We start from the raw sequence: 19,246 nt of genomic DNA on the forward strand, positions 1-19,246 counted from the left end.
GATCTCATTCCTTCTTCGTTCGGGAGATCCGCCATGTCCACGTCGTTCGCCATTCCCGCGACCCGTTCGGCGATGCTGCTGCGCCGCCGCATCGCCACGTACTTCGTCGGCGGCGCCGACGAGATCCCGGCCCTGGTCACCGCCCTGGGCGGCCACCTGGTCCACGAGCTGTCCGTCGACATCAAGGACGGCGTCCGCGAGAGCAGCATGGTCTGCGCGGTCCTGCTGGCCGCCGAGGAGACCGAGCCCCTGCTCGACCGCCTGCGCGGGCTGGCGTCGGTCGTCTCGGCGGAGCTGGCCTGACGGGCGAAGGCGCCCGGGCTTCGGCAGGTGGTCGGGTTGTCGTGAGTGGTCAGGGCGGTTCTGACTCTCCCGAACACTCACGACCGCCGCAGGCCTCCAGCCGCGCCCGAGGGGATTTCCGCGCGCCGGGCCCGCGGGTTCGCGGCGATCAGGCCACCCACGCCCCGGGCGAAGCTGCCTCACCCCTTCCGGATCAGCTCGCCTAACTGCGCACCAGGGTGCGGGGGCGCATCGCGTTCGCGACCATCGCCATCCCGCCCTCGGTGAACAGCGACTCCGGGTGGAACTGGACGCCCTCGATCGGCAGCTCGCGGTGGCGGACGCCCATCACCTCGCCCGTCGACGACCACGCCGTCACGACCAGGTCCGCCGGCAGCGACGCCGGGTCCAGCACCAGCGAGTGGTACCGGGCCACCGTCAGCGGGTTCGGCAGCCCGGCGAAGACGCCGCGGCCGTCGTGGGCCAGGGGTGCGCACTTGCCGTGCATCGGCTCGGCCGCGTGCACCACCCGGGCGCCGAACGCCGCGCCGATCGCCTGGTGGCCGAGGCACACCCCGAGGATCGGCACGCGCCCCGCCAGCGCGCGGACCAGCTCGACCGAGATGCCCGCGTCCGCCGGGGCGCCCGGGCCCGGGGAGATCAGCACCAGCTCCGGGTCGAGCGCGGCCACGTCGGCCACCGACACCTCGTCGTTGCGGTACACCTGGCACGACGCGCCGAGGTCGCCCAGGTACTGCACCAGGTTGTAGACGAACGAGTCGTAGTTGTCGAGCACGCAGATCACGCCGCCGCCCCTTCCACCGTCACGCCGAGGGCCCGCGCCCCGGACCCGAGCTTCGCCAGGCACTCCGCGTACTCCTCGGCCGGGTCGGAGTCGTGGACGATGCCGCCGCCCGCCTGCAGCCGGATTTCGCCGTCGCACCAAACCATGCTGCGGATCGTCAGGTACAGGTCCACATGGGACACCCCGAACGAGCCGACCGCGCCCGAGTACAGCCAGCGCCGCGCGGGCTCCAAGGAGTCGATGATCTCCATCGCGCGCACCTTCGGCGTGCCGGTCATGGTGCCCGCCGGGAACGTCGCCCGGATCAGCTCCGCCGTCCCGCGCTCGCGAGCCGGCTCGCCCCAGACGTCGGACGTCAGGTGCATGACGTGCGAATACCGCTCCACCGCCATCAGCCGCTCCACCGACACCGTCCCGGGGCGGCACACCCGGCCGAGGTCGTTGCGGGCCAGGTCGACCAGCATCCGGTGCTCGGCCAGCTCCTTGACCGACGAACGCAGGTCGTCCTCGGCGAGCCGGTCGGCGCGGCCGTCGCGGCCCCGCGGCCGCGTGCCGGCCAGCGGGCGGATCAGCGCGCGGCCACCCGACAGCGTCAGGCACGGTTCCGGCGACGCCCCCACGGCCTCGAACTCCGGTCCGCCGTACCAGAAGTGGTACGGGGACGGGTTGATCTCGGTTAGTCGATTGTAGACGGTCAAACCGTCCACAGTGGCCGGTGCGGTCCAGGGGTTCGACAGCACGAGCTGGAAGACGTCGCCGTCCAGGATGTGCTGCTGGGCGCGCCGCAGGGCGTGGACGTACTCGTCGTAGCCGAAGACGAACGTCCCGGTCCCGACCGCGACCGTCCCGAGTGGAGCGACGACGAGCCGGTCGAGCGTCCGGGCGACCTGCTCGGCCGCCTTGCGGGCCGCCGCGGGGGTCGTGCCCCGGCCGATCACCCGCCCGTCGGTGACCAAGACCTCGGGCAGGAAGAACTCGTACACCGGCCGCCCGTTCGCCGGGTGCCGGCTGGGCAGCCGCTCGAAGTCGCGCGCGGCGTCGTAGGCCAGGAAGCCGTACCAGGCCGTCTCGGCATCGGCGGTGTCCGGCGGCACGTCCAGCCCGGCCAGCAGGTCCACCGCCGCGGTGAGCGGGGCGGGCCCGTCGCCGCCGGGGTGCGACAGGACGGCGAGCTCGCCCGCGGCCAGCACCGCGTCCCGGCCGCCCGGCCCGGCGGTGAGCATCACGCGCCCGGCCGGCCGCAGGGCGGCGGCGGCCGCCACCGGGTCCACTGTGGACGCCAGCGGGACGGCGCAGCGGTGCAGCCGCGCGCCCGGGGACAGCGCGGACGTGATCATCGCGCGACCGCCGGCACCCGGAACTGCGTCCGCTCGTGGTCGCCGACGGGCTTGCCCATGGCGTAGCGGAACGCGGCGAGCTGGATCGCCCGCGGCGGGCAGCCTTCGACGAAGATGCCGAGGTCCCGGCTCTCGTACAGGCAGTTGCCGACGAGCAGCACTTCCCCGCGCAACGGCGGGAGCGAGACTTGCGGCCCGGAGATGACCGTCATCTCCCCGGCCCACTCGCACAGTTCCCCGGCCAGCGCCCGCATCGCCCCGGCGACGAACCGGCTGCACGCCGGGCACGCGTTGTCCGCATAGACGTGGATGCCTTCACGCGGCACGACGATCTCGACCGGCGCCTTCACCATGTCGAACGCCAGCTCGTCGAGCGGCGTCCCGAGCAGCTCGATGTCGTCGAGGGAAAGGGGTCCCATCCCCCGCGCGTGCGCGTCCCGCAGGTACGCGACGCTGTCCGGGTCGAAGCCGGCCAGTGTCCCGACGGCGACGTCCAGCGCGACGGCGTTGCGGCTCGCCGCCAGGAAGCCGACCTCGCGCGCCTGTCCGTCCATCGGGTAGTTGCCCTCGATCACGGTGGTCCCGTCGCAGACGACCAGGTCCTGCGGGCGCATCAGGTTCAAGTCCACAGTGGACTCGTCGACGCCCGCCATGTGCACGATCCGGGTGGTGTACCCGGGCAGCAGCCCGACCAGGTTCTTCATCGCGTTCGAGTAGACGACGCTCGCGTGCGTGCGCAGCTGCGGGACGCCGATGAAGTAGTCGCAGTCCAGGATCAGCTCGGGGACGGCGATCGGCACCCGCAGCGATGTCGCCCCGGGGATGCCGGTGATGCGCAGCGGCAGGTCGTCGAAGCTGACGACGCGGGCGTACTTCGCGGCCTCGTGGTCGCGCAGGATCTCGTAGATCGCGTGCGTGCGCTCGGCGATCACCGGCCGCGCCCCGTGTTCGGCGACGGCGCGGGCGATCGCGGCCAGCAGCGCCGGCCGCACGTGGAACCCGGGCGCGGTCTGGAAGAGGTTCGGCTTGATCAGCACCTGCGCGCCGGGCGGCAGCGCGGACAGCGGGTCGCCGAGCAGGTCGAGCATCCGGGCCAGGCCGTCCGGCACGCCGGCGTCACCGCCGACAGCCGTCAAGGCGACCTGTTCATTCATCGGTGTCCTCCATCGCGATGACGCGCGCGGGCGCGGCTTCGGCGCCGGCGACCTTGGTCGGCAGCGCGATCAGCTGGACGACCTGCTTGGTCAGCTCGTGCATGTTGGTGACGTACTCCAGCAGCGGGATCCCGGCGGCCAGCAGCGCGTGGTGGACCGGGGACTCCGCGTCGCCCGGCCGTTCGGTGAGGCAGTCGAAGCCGATGAGGCACGCGTCGTTGTCGATGGCCCACTGCGCGGCCGACGGCGTCAGGTAGGGCGGGCGGTCCCAGTAGTCGGAGCGGCCCCAGTTGTGCCGCAGCCAGTCGGTGCGGATGAGCAGCCGGTCGCCGGGCCGCCACACCGGCCGCAGCGCCTTCTCCAGGTCTTCGCCGGTCACCTCGTCCAGCTCGCCCTTGTGTGACAGGTCGGCGACGCAGGCGCGGCCGATCAGCGTCTGCAGGGGGACCTCGTCGATGCCTTCGGTGCCGGGGTAGAAGTGCAGCTTGTACTCCATGTGCGTCCCGTTGTGCGGGAACACGTGCAGGTACGAGAAGGTGCGCTTGGTGCCGTACGGGTCGGTCTCCGGCGTCATCGAGCGTTCGCTGACGAACTTCGGGAACCAGTCGGCGGGGTAGGACGGCATTCCGTCGTAGAAGCCGTGGGTGAGGTCGACGAGTCGGGGCACCGGGGTTCTCCTTGCTCAGCAGGTGAAGAGGCAGGTGTTGCGGACGTCGGGGTTGTTGATCATCGTGATGACGGTGGTGCCGCCGGGCGGGATCGCGCGCACGCCGCCGCCGGAGAGCCCAGCCGGGGTCATGAACGCCGCCCACAGCGCGTACCACTCGGAGCGCTCGCCGGTGTCCGGGTCGATCACCGCCTCCAGGTTGGGCCGCACGATCTCCTGGACGAGGGACCCGGTCCGCGAACCGGCTTCGAGCGTCTCCCGCCAGGTCGCCGCGTCGACCTCGGGACCGATGACGACGCCCTGGCCGCCGTAGAGGCCGGTCGGCTTGAACACCAGCTGGTCCTGCCGCTCGATGCACTCGTCGATGCGGCCGGCGTCCGGGCCGGCGCCGGGGCGGCCGAGCATCCGGCACCACGGGAGCACGCGCTCGACCGCCGCCCGCTCGGCCGGCTCGAAGGTGCCGGCGAACTCGGACAGCATCGCCAGGGTTCCCTTGTTGCTGAACACGTTCGTCGGCGTCCAGACGACGACCCGGCCGGTTTCGTGGGCGCGGAAGACGGGCTCCAGCAGCGCGTCGCAGTCGGGGTGCTCCAGCATTTCCTCGAGGCCGTAGTAGCGCAGGATGACGTCGACCGCGGTTCCGTCGAGGTACGGCTTGCCGGACCGGAACTCCAGGTCGCCGATCTCCCCGACTCGGCAGACGACGTCGTTCTCCTCCAGCAGCTCGGCGATCGCGCGCCGCTGGTGGCCGTACGTCGTCATCCCGCCGGGGCCTTCGAGGATCGCCACCACCGGCTCGCCCGCGCCGATCGTCTTGCCCGCGTTGCGCAGCGCCTCGGCGAGGTCGGAGCCCATGTCGAGGAACCCGAGCCGGTACTCGGCGGCGAACTCGGCGACCGCCGGGACCCGCAGGTACGCCTTGGGCAGCGTGCCCACCATGTCCAGCCCGCCGAGCGCGCTGCCGATGTTGTACTCCAGCAGCTTGAACGCCGTGCCGTCGTAGTAGACGTCGGCGCGGCCGTACAGCGGTGGCGGTTCCTCGCCGAGCAGCCGGGTCATCAGCGCGGCGTGCCGGTCGTCGATGCCGAGCGACCGGCGGAACCGGTCGAAGTCGCCGTCGAACAGGCGCCGCGGCAGGCTGCCGACGAGCTCGTAGACCGTGACGAGGTCGCGGCCGAACGCCCGGTACTCCGCCTCGTCGACCACGATCGGCCGCGGCAGCAGCCGGGGCCAGGACCGGCGCTTGGTCTCCGACAGCTCGAGGCTCTCCCGCGCGTGACGCAGCGGGCTGTCCGCCTCCTCGCACCCGGCGAGGTAGGCCTTGGTGATCCGCTCGGACCGTGCCGACATGGTTACCTTCCCAGTGGGGTTCAGGCGGAGACCGCGACGCGCGTCTCGCGCCGGGCCAGGATCGCCCGGTACTGCAGGATGATCACGACGCCGAAGGCCAGGTAGATCCCGGCCATCCCGGCCATGCTCACCACCGCGCTCAGGCTGATCAGGATCGAGTTGACGATCTGGCCGAACCGGATGTGCAGGTAGTACGCGGCCAGGTACCGCGGCCGCCCGTCGTCCGGGGCCAGCTCGGCGAGCAGCGCCTGCTGCACCGGCAGGTTCATCAGCTCCCCGACGGTCAGCACGACGACGGCCACGAGCAGCAGCCACGCGTCGTCGGTGACGGCGAGCACCGCGAACCCGCCCGCGTACAACGTGATGCCCGCGTAGAGCCGCGCGCGGTCCGGCATCCGCTTCAGCAGCGTGTTGACCACCAGCGCGAACGCGACGACCAGGATCGTGTTGACCGCCTTGAGCACGCCGAGCATCTCCACGCCGGTCACCGCGCCGAACGGGAACACCGGCTGCGTGGGGAAGTCCGTCGACAGCCGGATGCCGATCGCGGTGCTCAGCTGGCCTTCGAGGGTCAGGATCAGCGTGGCGGCGATGATCAGCCGGCGGAACGTCGAGTCGGCGAGCACCACCCTGTAGCCCTGGGCGAACTGCGCGAGCCCGGTGAGCTTGGTGGGCGGCCGGGGGATCTCCGGCCTGGTCTCGGCCACCATCGTCACGGTGATCGTGAGGGCGAAGGCCATCCCGATGGCGCCGCCGAGGATGACCGCGCCGAAGTGGGCGCTGTACAGGAACGCGCCGAGCAGCGCGCCGGTGCCGAGCGCGACGTTGATCACCCAGTAGTTGACCGTGTAGACGAACTTGCGGTCGGCCGGCGGCGTGACGTCGATGATCGTCGCGTCGTTGGCGGGCAGCGCGAGGTTCGTCCCGAACTTCACGACGGCGTAGGAGAAGTAGACCGCGAGCGCGCCCCACTCCGAGTAGTAGGCGACGGCCATCACCGCGAGGAACCCCGTGCCGACCAGGTCGCCGATGATCAGCACCGGACGCCGGCCCCAGCGTTCGGACAGGTGGCCGCCCACCAGCATGCCGACCACCGCGAACGCGGCGAACACCAGGATCAGCGCCCCGGCGACCGCGACGCCGACGTGCGCCGCGAGGTAGATCGCGATGAAGGTGAGGATCATCGCGTCGATCAGCTTGTGCACGAACGCGAGGCCGATCCGGACCCGGACGTTGCGGTGCAGGGCGAAGAAGCTCCTCATCGGACCTCCACCTCGATCAGGGAACGGACGTGGTCCGCGCGGGCTTGGGCCTGTTCCGCGTCTTCGGAGCCGGTGAGGATCACGAAACCGTGCCGGGTTTTGGAACTGACGGTCTCCGGCAAGACGTCTCCGGGGACGAACGGGAAGCTCAGGGTGTCCACATAGTCCAGTGCTCGCGCCTTTTCGAGACCCGTGACCGACCGCAGAACTCCGGTGGGGAAGGAGAAGTACGCGATGTGCCCGACCGAGCCGCCGGGCTCCGGCAGCGATGTCCGCCCGGCGAGCGCGGCGAACATCGCGCGCTTGACGTCGAACCCGCGCGCGTGCCCGATGATGTCGGGGATCTTGTCCCCGCCCAGCCGGGCCTGCGACTCCACGATCCGCGGGCCGCCGGCGGTCAGGATGACCTCGGTGTGCGCCGGGCCGCACTGGTAGCCGACGGCGTCGAGCAGCTCGACCGCGAGCGCGGCGACCGCCCGCGTCTCCGCCGTCTCCGGCTCGCCGAAGAGGTGACCGCGCTCGACGAAGTGCGGCAGCGGGCCGAGCAGCTTGCGCGTCACACCGATGACGTGGTGCTCGCCGCGCACGGTCATCGTTTCGACGCTGAACTCGGGGCCGCGCAGGTATTCTTCGACCAGCAACGGCCCGGAGTAGGCCAGCGCGGCCAGTTCGTCGCCCCAGGCGGGCAGCTCGGCGGGGTCGGTGAGCAGCCGCGTCCCGCGGCTGGCCGACAGCGCGGCGGGCTTCACCACGACGGGCAGCGTGAAGCCGGCCAGCAGCGGTTCGATGTCCTGCCAGCGGTCCGCGGTGGCGAACCGGACCGTCGAGATGCCCTTGTCGCGCAACAGGGTCCGCATGGCGAGCTTGTCGTTGAGCAGGAACACCGAGCGCGGCGAGTTGACCGCCGCGCCCAGCTCGTCGGCGACCTCGTGGGCGAGCTGCATGCTTTCCTCGCTGCCGACGTGCCAGACGTGGCCGGCGCCGGTGTCCCGCACGGCCGCGCGGATCGCTTCGGCGTAGGCGGCCCGGTCGGTGAAGTCGACCAGCCACAGGCTTTCGGCGAGGCTCTCGACCTCCTTGAGGTACGCGGGCGCGTCCGCGCCGAACAGCCGCGTGGCCTCGGCCGGGTCCCAGATCGCCGTGATCCGGAAGCCCTCCGCGCGCGCCTTGCCGAGGTATGCCTTGTAGGGCATCACCATCACGAGGTTCGGCATGTCTTCTCTTCCTCCGTCCGGACGGGGTCCAGCCTCGCCGACGCGGCCATCAGCGGACCATCGGCGGCGCATCGGCCCGGGTCTCGACCACGATCTGCTGGGCGGCGGCCTCGGCGATCCGGCCCGCCAGGTAGGCGTCGGTGGCCGTCGCGAGGACGTGGCCGACGCGGTCTTCGTTCACCCGCAACGGGTCGACCCGCCCGCCGGGGCCGACCGACACCCCGGCTTCGCGGACCCCGGGCACCGCGGCCGCGATGTCCAGGCCGGTCACGGCGGTCACGATCCCGGGGTCGGCGGTGAGGTACCGGATGGCGGCGCCGCGCGCCGGCTCGGTCACGACGTCGCCGGCGGACTCGCCGAGGTACTGGCGGATCAGCAGCTCCATCGTGCACCACCCGAAACTGGCGTCCATCAGCTCGGTGATCCGGTCGCCCGCCGGCCGCGGGTTGATCTCGATCAGCTTCGGGCCGTCCCCGGTGTACTTGAGCTCGACGTGCGCGATGCCGAGGTCGAAGCCGACCGCCTCGGTGGCGGCCACCGCCGCCGACTCCAGCTCGCGCCGGACGTCGCCGGGCAGCGCCGTCGGGAAGCTGTGCCCGAGCTCGACGAACCGGTTGCGGCCGCCGAGGATCTTGTCGGTGACGCCGAGCACGCGGACCGCGCCCGCCTCGGCCAGCACCTCGACGCTGACCTCGAACCCGACGAGGCACTCTTCGACGAGCACCTCGGGCGAGCGGGCCTGGCCGCGGCGGTTGGTCGTCGCGGAGCGGATCGCGGTGAACGTCCCGGTGACCTCGTCGAGCGTGGTGCAGCGGACGACGTGCGCGCCGCTGGTCTCGTCGACCGCCTTCACCACGCACGGCAGCCCGATCTCCCCGGCCGCCCGCACGGCCTGCTCGGCCGTGGTGACGACGCGGAACTCCGGCACGGGCACCCCGCGCTCGGCCCACCGCCGTCGTTGCGCGGCCTTGTCGCGGGCGATCCGGATGGCGGCCGGGTCGGGGCCGGGCAGGCCGAGCTGGCGGGCCGCTTCGGCGGCTTGGATGACCTCGTACTCGGCCACCGACAGCAGCGCGTCGAGCGGCTTGGCGGCGTCGACGGCCTTGACCGCCTCCAGCAGCGGTTCCAGCTCGTGGGTCGGGCAGGACACGAACTCGTCGACGCACGTCTCGAGCACCTCGGTGCCGCCCGGCGTCGCGTGGTAGCGGTCCAGCCCGCAGCTGAAGAAGGTGACGTGCAGGCCCAGCCCGCGCGCCGCCCGCAGGGCGTCGAAGCCGGATCCGGACCGGTTCGACTCGACGAACCCGATGCGTCTCATGTCCGTTCCCTCACTCGTAACTCAGGCCCGGCGTCCGGGCGCGCTTCAGCTCGAAGAAGTGCGGGTTGCGCGCGAGCGCGACCACGCCGTCGAAGAGGCTGACGGCGTCCTCGCCGCGCGGGACCGCGTTGAGCACCGGGCCGAAGAAGCCGGTGCCGTCGACGTGGATGGCCGGGGTGCCGAGGTCCGCGCCGACCGGGGCCAGCGCCTCGGCGTGGCTCTTGCGCAGGGCCTCGTCGTACTCGGTGCTCTCCATCGCGTCGATGAGCCCGGCCGGCAGGCCGACCTCGGCCAGCGCCTGCGCGACGACGTCGGGGAAGTCCTTGTTGCGTCCCTTGTGGATCCGGGTGCCGAGCGCGGTGTAGAGATCACGCAGGACGTCCTCGCCGTGCTGCTGCGCGGCGGCGACGCAGACCCGCACCGGGCCCCACGAGCGGTCGCAGAACTCGCGGTACCAGGGCTCGATTTCACGGTCTTCGTTGAGCACGCCGAGGCTCATCACCCGGAACCGCAGGGTGACCTCGCGGTGCCGTTCGACCTCGAGGATCCACCGCGAGGTGATCCAGGCGAAGGGACAGGCCGGGTCGAAGTAGAAGTCGATCTTCACAAAGCTCTCCTGGTGACGGCGTGCAGCCAGCCGAACTCGTCGGGGGTTTCGCCGTACTGGATGTCCAGCAAGGCGTTCAGCAGACGCCGGGTGACCGGGCCGGTGGTGCCGTCGCCGATGGCCCACTCGCGGTCCGGCGTGACCGCGTGCCCGACCGGGGCCAGCGCGCGGGCCGTGCCGCACGCGAAGGTCTCGGTGATGCGCCCGGACCGGCAGCCGCGTTCCCAGTCGTCGAGGGTGACCGGCTCTTCGGCGACCGCCAGGCCGAGCCGTCCGGCCAGCCGCAGGATCGAGTCGCGCGTGACGCCGGCCAGCAGCGTTTCGCTCAGCGGCGGCGTCACGAGCCGGTCGCCCTCGACGAAGAACAGGTTGGAGCCGCCCACTTCTTCGACGAACCGGCGCTCACGCGCGTCGAGCCAGACGACCTGGTGGCAGCCGTGTTCGGCGGCTTCCCGCTGCGCGATGTACGAGCCGCCGTAGTTGCCGCCGCACTTGATCGTGCCGGTGCCGCCGTCGGCCGCGCGGACGTACTCGGGGGACGCCCACAGCCGGATCGGGGCCGGTTCGACGGTGGCGGGCCGGGCGGGGCTGCCGATGACCGCGAACAGGTACTCCTCGGCGGGCCGGTTCGACAGGTGCGTCTCGCTGGCGATCATGAACGGCCGCAGGTAGAAGCTGTGCCCGCGGGCGCGCGGCACCCAGTCGCCGTCCACGCGCAGCAACGCCGTCACGGCCGCGAGGAAGTCCGCCTCCGGCAGCTCGGGCATCGCCATCCGGCGAGCCGACCGCGCGAACCGGGCGGCGTGGTCGCGCGGCCGGAACAGGACGTGCTCGCCGTCCGGGCGCCAGAACGCCTTCAGCCCCTCGAAGATCGTCTGTCCATAGTGGAACGCCATGGTGGCGGGGTGCAGGGAGAGCTCGGCGAGGGGCCGGCTACGGGCGTCGTGCCAGCCGCGGTCGGCGGTCCACCGGGCGGTGACCATGTGGTCGGAGTAGAGCGACCCGAAGCCCGGCATCTGCAGCAGCTCTTCGCGCTGGTCGGCGGGCATCGGCGCGGTCGGCTCACCGGCGAAGTCCAGGGTCGTCATCGTCGCTCCTCGCGTTCGAAGCGGGCCAGGGCCCGGTCGGCCAGCGGGCCGGAAAGCCCGGTGTAGCCCGCCGGGTCCAGCAGGCCGGGGGAAACGTCGAGCAGGCCGGCCAGGTCCGCGCCGGTGCGCTCGGCTTCGGCGGTGGCCTCGGTCAGCAGGCGCTTGGCGGCGGCTTTGCCCAGCTTCGGGGCCAGGACGGCGTTGACGCGCTCGGAGACGATCGCGCCCCGCGTCAGCCGCAGGTTCGCCGCCATCGCCTCGGGGTGCACCCGCAGCGTCTCGGCCAGCCGGACGCCGTTCGCGGCGGCACCGGCCGTGACGCGCAGGGCGTCGCGCAGCGGCTGCCACTCGGCGTGCCAGCCGCCCGACGACCGTTCGTCCTCGGCGGTCATCGAGCCGAACAGCACGACGGCGAGCGGCGGCAGCTGCCGGGCCGCGGTCGCCACGAGCGTCGCGAACACCGGGTTGTGCTTCTGCGGCATCGCCGAGGACGCTCCGCGGCCGGGCGCGCGCTCCTCGGTGACCTCGCCGATCTCGGTGCGCGCCAGCACGAGGACGTCCGCGGCGATCTTGCCGAGCGCCCCCGTGGTGACGAGCAGCGCCGAGGCGACGTCGGCGATCGGTGTGCGGATCCCGTGCCACGGCAGGACTTGCGGAGCCAAGCCGAGCTTCTCCGCCACCCGGTCGGGCAGCTCCAGCGAGCCGGGCCCGTACTCCTCGTACGCGGCGAGCGTCCCGGCCGCGCCACCGATCGAGACCGGCAGGTCCGCACGCGCCCGCCGCACCCGCTCGACGGCGTCGAGGACGAGGTGCAGCCAGGTCGCCGCCTTGAGCCCGAACGTGACCGGCACGGCGTGCTGGGTCAGCGTGCGCCCGGCCATCGGCGTGTCCCGGTGGGTCCGGACGTGGTCCGCCAGGCTCGCTGCGGTCGCCCGGAGGTCCCGGGTGACGCGCTCGAGGGTGGCCGCGCAGAGCAGCATCAGCGCGGTGTCGAGGATGTCCTGGCTGGTGCTGCCGCGGTGGACGTACTCGGCGGCGGCCGGGTCGACCGCGGCGGTGAGCCCGGCGACGAAGGCGACCACCGGGTTCGCCGTCTCGCGCACTCCCGCCGCAATGGCCCGCGCGTCGAGGTCGGCGACGGTGACGGCCCGGATGGCCTTGGCGGCCGTCTCCGGGATCGCGCCCAGCTCGGCTTGCGCCTCGGCGAGGGCGACCTCGGTACCGAGCATCGCGGTCAGCAGCGCGTGGTCGTCGACGAGCGCACCGGCGCCGGTCCCGGCCCACGCGGGGGCGAGCAGCTCGCTCACGCGGTCCTCCCCAGATCGTCTTGGTCGGCGGCGATCCGCAAGCACGAACGCGCGATGGCGTCCGCGTCGCCGAGGATCACCGAATTGACGCCGGGCCGGATGCCCGCCGCCGTCACCCAGTGCACCGCTTCGGTCGGCACGCCGAACGCGAACCGGCTCGGGTGCGGCCGCCCGCCCGCGTCCAGGACGTGGTACGGCCGGCGCGTCACCGCGAGGCCGCCCGTTTCGAACTCGCCGATGCGGTACGGGCGGCACTCGCCGCGCGCCAGCAACGCGCGCAGCAGCGGGTCCGTCGTGCGCCGCAGGTCGGTGTCCGGCAGGCGCGCCTCGATCAGCGTCTTCGCGTGGACCGTGACGTCGGGGCAGGCCGCCGACCGCGCGGCGAACCGGCCGCCGGCCGCCTCGATCCGCAGGTCCGGGCCGAGCACTTCGAGCACGCCCGCGTCCAGCAGCGCGCCGAACTGCTCGACGCGTCCGGCGGGCGGCCCGATCGACAGGTACGCGTTGAGCGGCATGTACCAGCGCCGCAGGTCGTCGCGGTAGGACGCGCCGGAGATGCCGCCGTGGTCGACGACCAGCCGGATCTCGTTGCGCAGGTCGCGCAGGACGTCGGTGGCCGCCTTGAGTGGGCCGGTCACGTTGCCCTTGCGCGCCTCGGCCAGCTCGGTGTCCACAGAGGACCGAAGCCACGCGCGGAAGGTCGCCGTCGAGGCCAGATCGGCCGCCGAGTACGGCGTCGCGACACTTCCCCAGTCCCAGGTCCGGTCGAGCCCGAACTTGGCCAGCACGATCCGCTGGGCCTCGGTCTCCCGCATCGCCAAGGGATCCGCGGACACCTCCGCGGGCCCGGCCGCCGCGAACGCTTCGGTGAACTCCTCGACGTCGCACGCGCACCCCCGCTCCCGCACCAGCGCCGCGTAGAAGACCGTGCGGACCTCCTGGTCGATCAGCGGCCAGACGTCCCGGCGGAAGTCGGCGCCGGCCCGCAGCCGCGCGATCACCGCCGTGGTGAGGAACCGCGGTTCGTGCCGCCCGGACGCGCCTTTTTCGTTGCGAGCGCGGGCGTGGTACGGGACCCCGCGCCGCGACCCGGCGACCAGCCGCGGCTCCCGGCCGGACGGCACGTACGTCAGCGCGCCACCCGGCTCGCGGGTGAACTCGCCGCCGCGTCCGAGCGTGAGCAGGGCCAGGTGGTCGAAGAAGTTCAGGCCCATCCCGCGCAGCAGCACCGGCTCCCCCGCGGGCACGTCGTCGAGCGACGCGTCGGCCGGGTTGCCCGGCGCGAGGTACCGCAGGCCGTGCCGGCCGGCGTAGCGGCTCAGGTCCGCTTCGGCCGGGGTGAGCTCGTGCGGCTGGTGGCCCAGCGCGAGCACGACGGCGGCCAGGCCGCCGATGGTCGTGCCGTCGTCGAGGACGACGTCCTGCCGGCCGCCGCCGGTGTCCCGGACGTCGACCGCCCGCGCCTGGTGCGCGGCGAACTCGAGCGACGGCGGCGCGGTCCGGGTGATCCGCCGCCGCGTCCACCGCAGGTAGCTGCCGTAGAAGGCGCGCGACGGGTAGTCGTCCGGGCCCAGCTCCTCGGCTTCGGCCCGGACGGCGTCCGGCACGGCCGGGCTGCCGAGCAGGGCGATCGACCGCGCCCACTCGTACAGGCTCGGGCCGCGCACGACCGGCCCCGCGCAGTCGACGGTGTCGTCCACGAACATCGTCACCTGCGAGGCGACGGTGTTCATCAGCAGCAGGCGGTCCTGCGTGCTGCGCCACACCTGGCCGCCGTCGGCCAGCCGCGGGTCGACCAGGTGCACGACGAGCCGCCGGCCCCGCGGGACGAGCGCGTGTGCGTTGGCGCTCAGCCGTTCCGCGACCGACAGCCCGCGCGGGCCGAGCCCGACCACGGCGATCTCCGACGTCTCCCCGAACACTGTCTCCCACTCCCGTACAGGTCGTGAGTGAGAAACGGTGTTCTAACCCTGTTTCCCACTCACGAGGTCTTGGTCAGCGTTTTTGCAAGGTGCGGCCCAGGCCGGCCGCGGCGCCGGCGAGCCGGGTCATCAGCCCGGCGAACTGCTCCGGCCGCAACGCCTGCTTGGCGTCGCACAGCGCCTGCTCCGGCTGGACGTGCACGTCGATCAGCAGCGCGTCCGCCCCGGCCGCGATGGCGGCGAGCGACAGCGGCTCCACCAGCTCCGGCCGCCCGCCCGAGTGGCTCGGGTCCACGATGACCGGCAGGTGCGTGCGCTGCTTCCACAGCGCCACCGCCGTCAGGTCGAGGGTGAACCGCGCCGACGGCTCGAACGTGCGGATGCCGCGCTCGCACAGCACCACCTGGTCGTTGCCCTCCAGCAGCAGGTACTCCCCGGCGGCGAGCGTCTCCTCGACGGTGCAGCCGAACCCGCGCTTGAGCACCACCGGCAGGCCGCTCTGGCCCACCGCGCTCAGCAGCGCGAAGTTCTGCATGTTCCGCGCGCCGATCTGGAAGCCGTCGACGACCTCGGCCAGCCGCTTGACGTGCTCCGCGTCCACGACCTCGGTGACGAACGGCAGGCCCGTCCGCTTCCGCGCCTCGACGAGCAGCTCCAGCCCGGAGAACCCGAGCCCCTGGAACGAATGCGGCGACGTCCGCGGCTTGAAGACCCCGCCCCGCAGCGCGACGGCACCGTGCTCGGCCACGACCTCCGCCGTGGCCAGCATCTGCTCCGGCGTCTCGACCGCGCACGGGCCGGCGATCACCGCGACCGAACCGTCCCCGATCGTCGTGGACCCGAGGGTGACCTCGGTCCCGGCCGGGCGCAGCTCCCGGCGGCCCAGCCACGCCTCGCCGCCCCGCGGCACGCGCCGGGTCGGCGACGGCAGGTCCGCCGCCGCGGCGAGCAGCTCGGGGTTGTCCACTCCGGACACCGGGAGGACGTGGCTCGCGCCGAGGCGGTAGACCTGCGTCGGCGTGCCGGCGGACTCCAGGTACCGCAGCCAGCCGTCGACCCGGGCGCGGGTCACGGTCTCGTCGAACACGAGCAGTTGGTCTTGGTGGGTCACGGCAATCGTCTCTTCTCGGCAGGTCACGCGAGCGCGTCGCTCGTCGCGAGGTTTTTGCCCCGGCGGTCCCGGACGTGGACGGCGAGGTCCTTGTACTTGTCGCGGAGGAAGCGCTTGAGGGACTTCCCGGTCACGCCGAGCGGGAAGTCGTCGTCACCGGTGGCGACCTCGACGACCGACAGCTCGGGTTTCCCGTTGGCGCGCAGGGCTTCGTTGGCCGCGAACAGCACCTTCTCGGCGTCCACGTCCCGGCCGGTCACGACGGCCACGGCCACCTCCTCCCCGCCGTAGCCGCCGGCCACGACGGTGCAGTCCTCGACGCCGGCGACCTCGTTGAGGATCAGTTCCTCCATCAGCACGGAGTAGCCGGGCCCGTCGGCGGTGTGCACGACGTCGACCGCGCGGTCGACCTGGTAGAAGTTGCCCTCTTCGTCGCGGTAGGCGACGTCCCCGGTCAGCCAGTAGCCGGCGAGCTTGCTGCGGTAGTAGGTGTCCTGGTTGCCCCAGTAGCCCACGGTCATCGACGGCGGTTTCGCACCGAGGAAGCCGTATTCGTAGGGCTCGGCGAGCGTGCCGTTCTCCCGCACGATCGCGACCTCGGCGAAGCCGACCGACTTGCCGACGCAGCGGTCGTTGCGCTCGGTCGCGAGGGTGCGCGGCTGCATGAGCACGCCCCAGCCGAGCTCGGTGGTGCCGAGCCGGTCCAGGAACGCGGCCGGCGGCCGTTCCGGCGACCGGCGGCCGAGGATGTTCTTCAGGTGCCGCTCGTGGATGGCGTCCGCCATGGACACCCAGATGTTGACCGAGTCGAGCGCGCCCGGCGCCGTCTCGATCGCCGCGAGCTCCGGGTAGGCGTGCCCGAAGGCCATCACCATGGTCGGCTTGTGCGTTTCGACGGCCTCGGCGAGCTCGGCGCCGGAGACGTCCCGGTGGACGACCATCGGCTGCCCGCCCAGCACGGCGTAGGCGTTGAACGACACGCAACCCTGGTGCGACTGCGGAAGCGCGTTGAGGATGAGCGCGTCGGGCTCCTCCTTGTAGTTCACCGCACGCCACTTCGGACCGTCCAAAATGGTCTTGTGGGTGTGGATGACGGGCTTCGGCAGGCCGGTGGTGCCGGAGGAGTGCATGAGGCCGACGGGGTCGTCCGGGTGGTGCCGGAACCGGTCGGCTTCCGGCAGCACGGCCGAGGGCGGGCCGTCCTGGTCGGTGTGCACCCACTCGAGGTTCAGCCGGTCGAGGTCCGGGGCGACCCGGCCGAGCCGTTCGGGGTCGGTGTAGAGACCGATGGCCCCGCTGCGCTCGATCAGCGCGACGGCGCTGTCCCGCTTCGCGTTGCTGTTGATCAGCATGGAGATCGCGCCGATCCGCGCGAGCGCCGAGAGGTGCAGGAAGTACTGGATGGAGTCCGGCGGGAAGACGGCGACCCGGTCGTGCGGCCGCACGCCCCGCTCGAGGTACCAGACCGACCAGCTCTGCACGAGGTGGTCGAGGTCGCGGAGGCTGAACCAGTGCCGCGTTTCGCCGTCGGTGTAGGGGATCGGCGTGAGCGAGTGGATGAAGGGCTCGTCCGGGAAGGGGTTGAGCTCCAGCATCGCGGGCAGCAGGTTCCCCCCGCCGATGCTCGGGTCGGCGAGCACCCGGGCGCGCAGCTCGGGGCTCAGGACGGTCTTGTGCGTGAACTCCATGGCATCACTTTCTGCTGCGGGACCACGGTTTTGACTCCGGGACCGAGGATGCCGGGCGGGACCATCGGCGCGGCCTTGCCGGTGCATCGGCGGTGCATCGGTGCGGATGCATTGCGCGGCAAGGGTTCGCGGTGCGTACCGGAGCTGTCACGGAAGGACAGGAAGAACCCCGCGGAGCCGGTGGGCTCGCGCGGGGTTTCCCGGTGGGTCGTGCCGGGATCAGCCGAGGCTGCACTCCAGCTCGCCGACCGTGGCCAACGTCGTCCGGCCGAACGTCGACAGCAGCGCCTCGTGCTCCTCGCCCTTCTCGCGCGCGTGCTCGCGCACCAGCGCGTGGAAGTGGTATCGGCCCGCCGTCCGCTGGCGCAGCACGTGGGCGTCGAACAGCTCCTCCAGCAACCTCTCCGCCTCCGGCACCGGCTGGTTCAGCACCAGAGCCGCGTCCGCCGCGTCGAACTCCTCGCCGGCGAACGCTCCCAGCGCCCGGAACAGCCGGCGCTGCGCCGCCGTCAGCCGCTCGTACGACACCTCGAACCGCGACGCCACGCTCCGGTCCTCCAAGCTCAGCTCGGCCAGCCGCCGCACGCGGTCGCGCAAGCGGAACGCCAGGTCGTCCAGCGACCAGGCCGGCCGGTTGTGGAAGCGGCACGCCGCGATCGTGATGGCCAGCGGCAGGTTGCCGCACAGCGCCACGATCTCCGCGACGGCGTCCGGATGGCCCGCGGTCCGGCCCGGGCCCGCGATCCGGGTGAACAGCGCCGCCGCGTCCGGCGCCGGGAACACGTCCAGGGAGCGGGACGTCACCCCGTCCAGACCCGCCAGCCGGCGGCGGCTCGTGATGATCACCTGCGCCTTGCCCGTGCCGGGCAGCAGCGGGCGGACCTGGCGGGCGTCGAACGCGTTGTCCAGCACCACCAGGACGCGCCGCTCGGCGACCTCCGCGCGCCAGCGGGCCGCGCGCTGCCGGGCGTCGCGGGGGATCCGGGACGGCGGGAGCCCGAAGTCCAGCAGCAGCCGCTCCAGCGCCGCGTCCGGTTCGAGCGGCTGCTGGTCGGCCGTGTGCCCGTGCAGGTCGATGTAGAGGTGGCCCTCCGGGTACCGGTGCGCGAGCTGGTGGGCGAGCCGGACCGCCAGCGTCGTCTTGCCGGCGCCGGCCATCCCGTCGATGGCCAGGATGCTCAACGCGGTCCCGGCGGGCCGGCTGCCGGCCAGGAACCGCAGCTCCTCGGCGCGGCCGGTGAAGTGCGCGGTGTCGTACGGCAGGAAGGACCGGCCCGCCGCGGGCTCGGGCGGCCGCCGCTTCGGCAGGTCGTCGCGCAGGATCCGTTCGTACAGCTCGCGGATGCTCGCCCCCGGGTCGACGCCCAGCTCGTCGCGCAGCATCCGCCGGCCCTGTTCGTACGCGTTGAGCGCGTCGGCCGTCCGGCCGCACCGGTGCAGGGCCAGCATCAGCAGCTTGCGGGTCTCCTCGCGCAGCGGGTGCCGCGAGACGAGCTCGCCGAGCTGCGGCACGAGCGCCGAGGCCTCGCCACCGTCCAGGCGCAGCCCGATGAGCCGTTCGGTCGCGCTCAGCCGGTTCTCCTCGAACCGCGCGGCGACGATCTCGAACACCGGGCTGTTCAACCCGGACAGCGCCGGGCCGTTCCACAGCGCGAGCGCCGCTTCCAGGTGCTCGACGGCCGCGGTGGTGCGTCCGGCCGCGGCCGCCGCCGAGGCCGACGCGACCAGCGTGGTGAACCGGTGCGCGTCGACGTCCTGCGGGTCGGCCGTGATCCGGTAGCCGGGACCGTCCTTGACGACGATGTGCTTGGCCGCCCCGAAGCTGCGTCTCAGCGCGGCGACCGCGTTGTGCAGCTGTCTTCGCGCGGTCACCGGCGGCTCACCGTCCCACATGGCCTCCAGCAGCCGGTCGGCGCCGACCACCTTGTTCACGCTCAGCAGCAGCATCGCCAGCAGCCGCTGCTGGCGCAGGCCGCCGAGGTCCACCCGCTCCCCGTCGCGCTGGACCCGCAAGGTGCCGAGCAGCTCGAAGTTCATGCGATCCTCCCCCACCGTACGCGGGAAACATAGCCGAGAAATGCGCTCGGCAACACGGGACAACCGACACGGTTTTTTTCGGCACGGCGATACCCCG

16 protein-coding genes are annotated in these 19,246 nt (G+C 72.6%); 1 reads left to right on the forward strand and 15 read right to left on the reverse strand.

What is annotated here, in order from left to right; all coding sequences use genetic code 11:
• Positions 1-33 precede the first annotated feature (33 nt).
• Complete coding sequence (locus ACIRSS_RS11265; protein ID WP_400893564.1) at positions 34-303, forward strand: hypothetical protein; 270 nt, start codon at positions 34-36, stop codon at positions 301-303.
• Between the two features lie 202 nt (positions 304-505).
• On the opposite strand, the gene ACIRSS_RS11270 is transcribed toward ACIRSS_RS11265, so the two are convergent.
• The 15 genes from ACIRSS_RS11270 to ACIRSS_RS11340 form a co-directional block, all read right to left on the reverse strand.
• Positions 506-1,087 carry an anthranilate synthase component II gene (locus ACIRSS_RS11270; protein ID WP_400893566.1) on the reverse strand — a complete coding sequence of 194 codons (582 nt, stop codon included), beginning with the start codon at positions 1,085-1,087 and terminating at the stop codon, positions 506-508.
• Complete coding sequence (locus tag ACIRSS_RS11275; protein ID WP_400893568.1) at positions 1,084-2,424, reverse strand: anthranilate synthase component I family protein; 1,341 nt, start codon at positions 2,422-2,424, stop codon at positions 1,084-1,086. Before ACIRSS_RS11275 ends, ACIRSS_RS11270 begins: the two co-directional genes overlap by 4 nt.
• A complete protein-coding gene (locus ACIRSS_RS11280) occupies positions 2,421-3,578 on the reverse strand; it encodes a DUF362 domain-containing protein (protein ID WP_400893570.1) in 1,158 nt (385 codons plus the stop codon). Before ACIRSS_RS11280 ends, ACIRSS_RS11275 begins: the two co-directional genes overlap by 4 nt.
• Positions 3,571-4,245, reverse strand: coding sequence for a cyclase family protein (locus ACIRSS_RS11285; protein WP_400893572.1), 675 nt, complete (start codon positions 4,243-4,245; stop codon positions 3,571-3,573). Before ACIRSS_RS11285 ends, ACIRSS_RS11280 begins: the two co-directional genes overlap by 8 nt.
• Positions 4,246-4,260: 15 nt before the next feature.
• Positions 4,261-5,595 carry a hypothetical protein gene (locus ACIRSS_RS11290; RefSeq protein ID WP_400893574.1) on the reverse strand — a complete coding sequence of 445 codons (1,335 nt, stop codon included), beginning with the start codon at positions 5,593-5,595 and terminating at the stop codon, positions 4,261-4,263.
• Positions 5,596-5,615: 20 nt separating this feature from the next.
• A complete protein-coding gene (locus ACIRSS_RS11295) occupies positions 5,616-6,857 on the reverse strand; it encodes an MFS transporter (RefSeq protein ID WP_400893576.1) in 1,242 nt (413 codons plus the stop codon).
• A complete protein-coding gene (locus ACIRSS_RS11300; RefSeq protein ID WP_400893578.1) occupies positions 6,854-8,071 on the reverse strand; it encodes an ATP-grasp domain-containing protein in 1,218 nt (405 codons plus the stop codon). The genes ACIRSS_RS11295 and ACIRSS_RS11300 overlap by 4 nt, the downstream gene beginning before the upstream one ends.
• Before the next feature lie 49 nt (positions 8,072-8,120).
• Complete coding sequence (locus ACIRSS_RS11305) at positions 8,121-9,389, reverse strand: ATP-grasp domain-containing protein (RefSeq protein ID WP_400893580.1); 1,269 nt, start codon at positions 9,387-9,389, stop codon at positions 8,121-8,123.
• Positions 9,390-9,399: 10 nt separating this feature from the next.
• Entirely contained in the window at positions 9,400-9,996 is a 597-nt protein-coding gene (locus ACIRSS_RS11310; protein ID WP_400893582.1) for a DsbA family protein, read from the reverse strand.
• Positions 9,993-11,084 carry a branched-chain amino acid aminotransferase gene (locus tag ACIRSS_RS11315; protein ID WP_400893584.1) on the reverse strand — a complete coding sequence of 364 codons (1,092 nt, stop codon included), beginning with the start codon at positions 11,082-11,084 and terminating at the stop codon, positions 9,993-9,995. Before ACIRSS_RS11315 ends, ACIRSS_RS11310 begins: the two co-directional genes overlap by 4 nt.
• On the reverse strand, positions 11,081-12,391 hold the full coding sequence (locus ACIRSS_RS11320) for an adenylosuccinate lyase family protein (RefSeq protein WP_400893586.1): 1,311 nt from the start codon (positions 12,389-12,391) through the stop codon (positions 11,081-11,083). The genes ACIRSS_RS11315 and ACIRSS_RS11320 overlap by 4 nt, the downstream gene beginning before the upstream one ends.
• Positions 12,388-14,313 (reverse strand): FAD/NAD(P)-binding protein, encoded by a 1,926-nt coding sequence (locus ACIRSS_RS11325; protein WP_400893588.1) that lies wholly within the window; start codon positions 14,311-14,313, stop codon positions 12,388-12,390. Before ACIRSS_RS11325 ends, ACIRSS_RS11320 begins: the two co-directional genes overlap by 4 nt.
• A 73-nt stretch (positions 14,314-14,386) precedes the next feature.
• The gene (gene aroF / locus ACIRSS_RS11330) at positions 14,387-15,424 is read right to left on the reverse strand and encodes a 3-deoxy-7-phosphoheptulonate synthase (protein WP_400893590.1); all 1,038 of its coding nucleotides are present in this window, start codon (positions 15,422-15,424) and stop codon (positions 14,387-14,389) included.
• A 23-nt stretch (positions 15,425-15,447) separates the two neighbouring features.
• Positions 15,448-17,112, reverse strand: coding sequence for a class I adenylate-forming enzyme family protein (locus ACIRSS_RS11335; RefSeq protein ID WP_400893592.1), 1,665 nt, complete (start codon positions 17,110-17,112; stop codon positions 15,448-15,450).
• A gap of 219 nt (positions 17,113-17,331) precedes the next feature.
• The gene (locus ACIRSS_RS11340; RefSeq protein WP_400893594.1) at positions 17,332-19,149 is read right to left on the reverse strand and encodes a BTAD domain-containing putative transcriptional regulator; all 1,818 of its coding nucleotides are present in this window, start codon (positions 19,147-19,149) and stop codon (positions 17,332-17,334) included.
• Positions 19,150-19,246 lie beyond the last annotated feature (97 nt).

It is taken from the genome of Amycolatopsis sp. NPDC101161, assembly GCF_044768185.1.
Taxonomy (GTDB): domain Bacteria; phylum Actinomycetota; class Actinomycetes; order Mycobacteriales; family Pseudonocardiaceae; genus Amycolatopsis.

Coding starts and splice junctions, on each gene's coding strand:
- ACIRSS_RS11290 (WP_400893574.1), bottom strand. CDS start 5,595: ATGTCGGCACGGTCCGAGCGGATCACCAAGGCCTACCTCGCCGGGTGC.
- ACIRSS_RS11295 (WP_400893576.1), bottom strand. CDS start 6,857: ATGAGGAGCTTCTTCGCCCTGCACCGCAACGTCCGGGTCCGGATCGGC.
- ACIRSS_RS11300 (WP_400893578.1), bottom strand. CDS start 8,071: ATGCCGAACCTCGTGATGGTGATGCCCTACAAGGCATACCTCGGCAAG.
- ACIRSS_RS11280 (WP_400893570.1), bottom strand. CDS start 3,578: ATGAATGAACAGGTCGCCTTGACGGCTGTCGGCGGTGACGCCGGCGTG.
- ACIRSS_RS11305 (WP_400893580.1), bottom strand. CDS start 9,389: ATGAGACGCATCGGGTTCGTCGAGTCGAACCGGTCCGGATCCGGCTTC.
- ACIRSS_RS11315 (WP_400893584.1), bottom strand. CDS start 11,084: ATGACGACCCTGGACTTCGCCGGTGAGCCGACCGCGCCGATGCCCGCC.
- ACIRSS_RS11335 (WP_400893592.1), bottom strand. CDS start 17,112: ATGGAGTTCACGCACAAGACCGTCCTGAGCCCCGAGCTGCGCGCCCGG.
- ACIRSS_RS11275 (WP_400893568.1), bottom strand. CDS start 2,424: ATGATCACGTCCGCGCTGTCCCCGGGCGCGCGGCTGCACCGCTGCGCC.
- ACIRSS_RS11265 (WP_400893564.1), top strand. CDS start 34: ATGTCCACGTCGTTCGCCATTCCCGCGACCCGTTCGGCGATGCTGCTG.
- ACIRSS_RS11340 (WP_400893594.1), bottom strand. CDS start 19,149: ATGAACTTCGAGCTGCTCGGCACCTTGCGGGTCCAGCGCGACGGGGAG.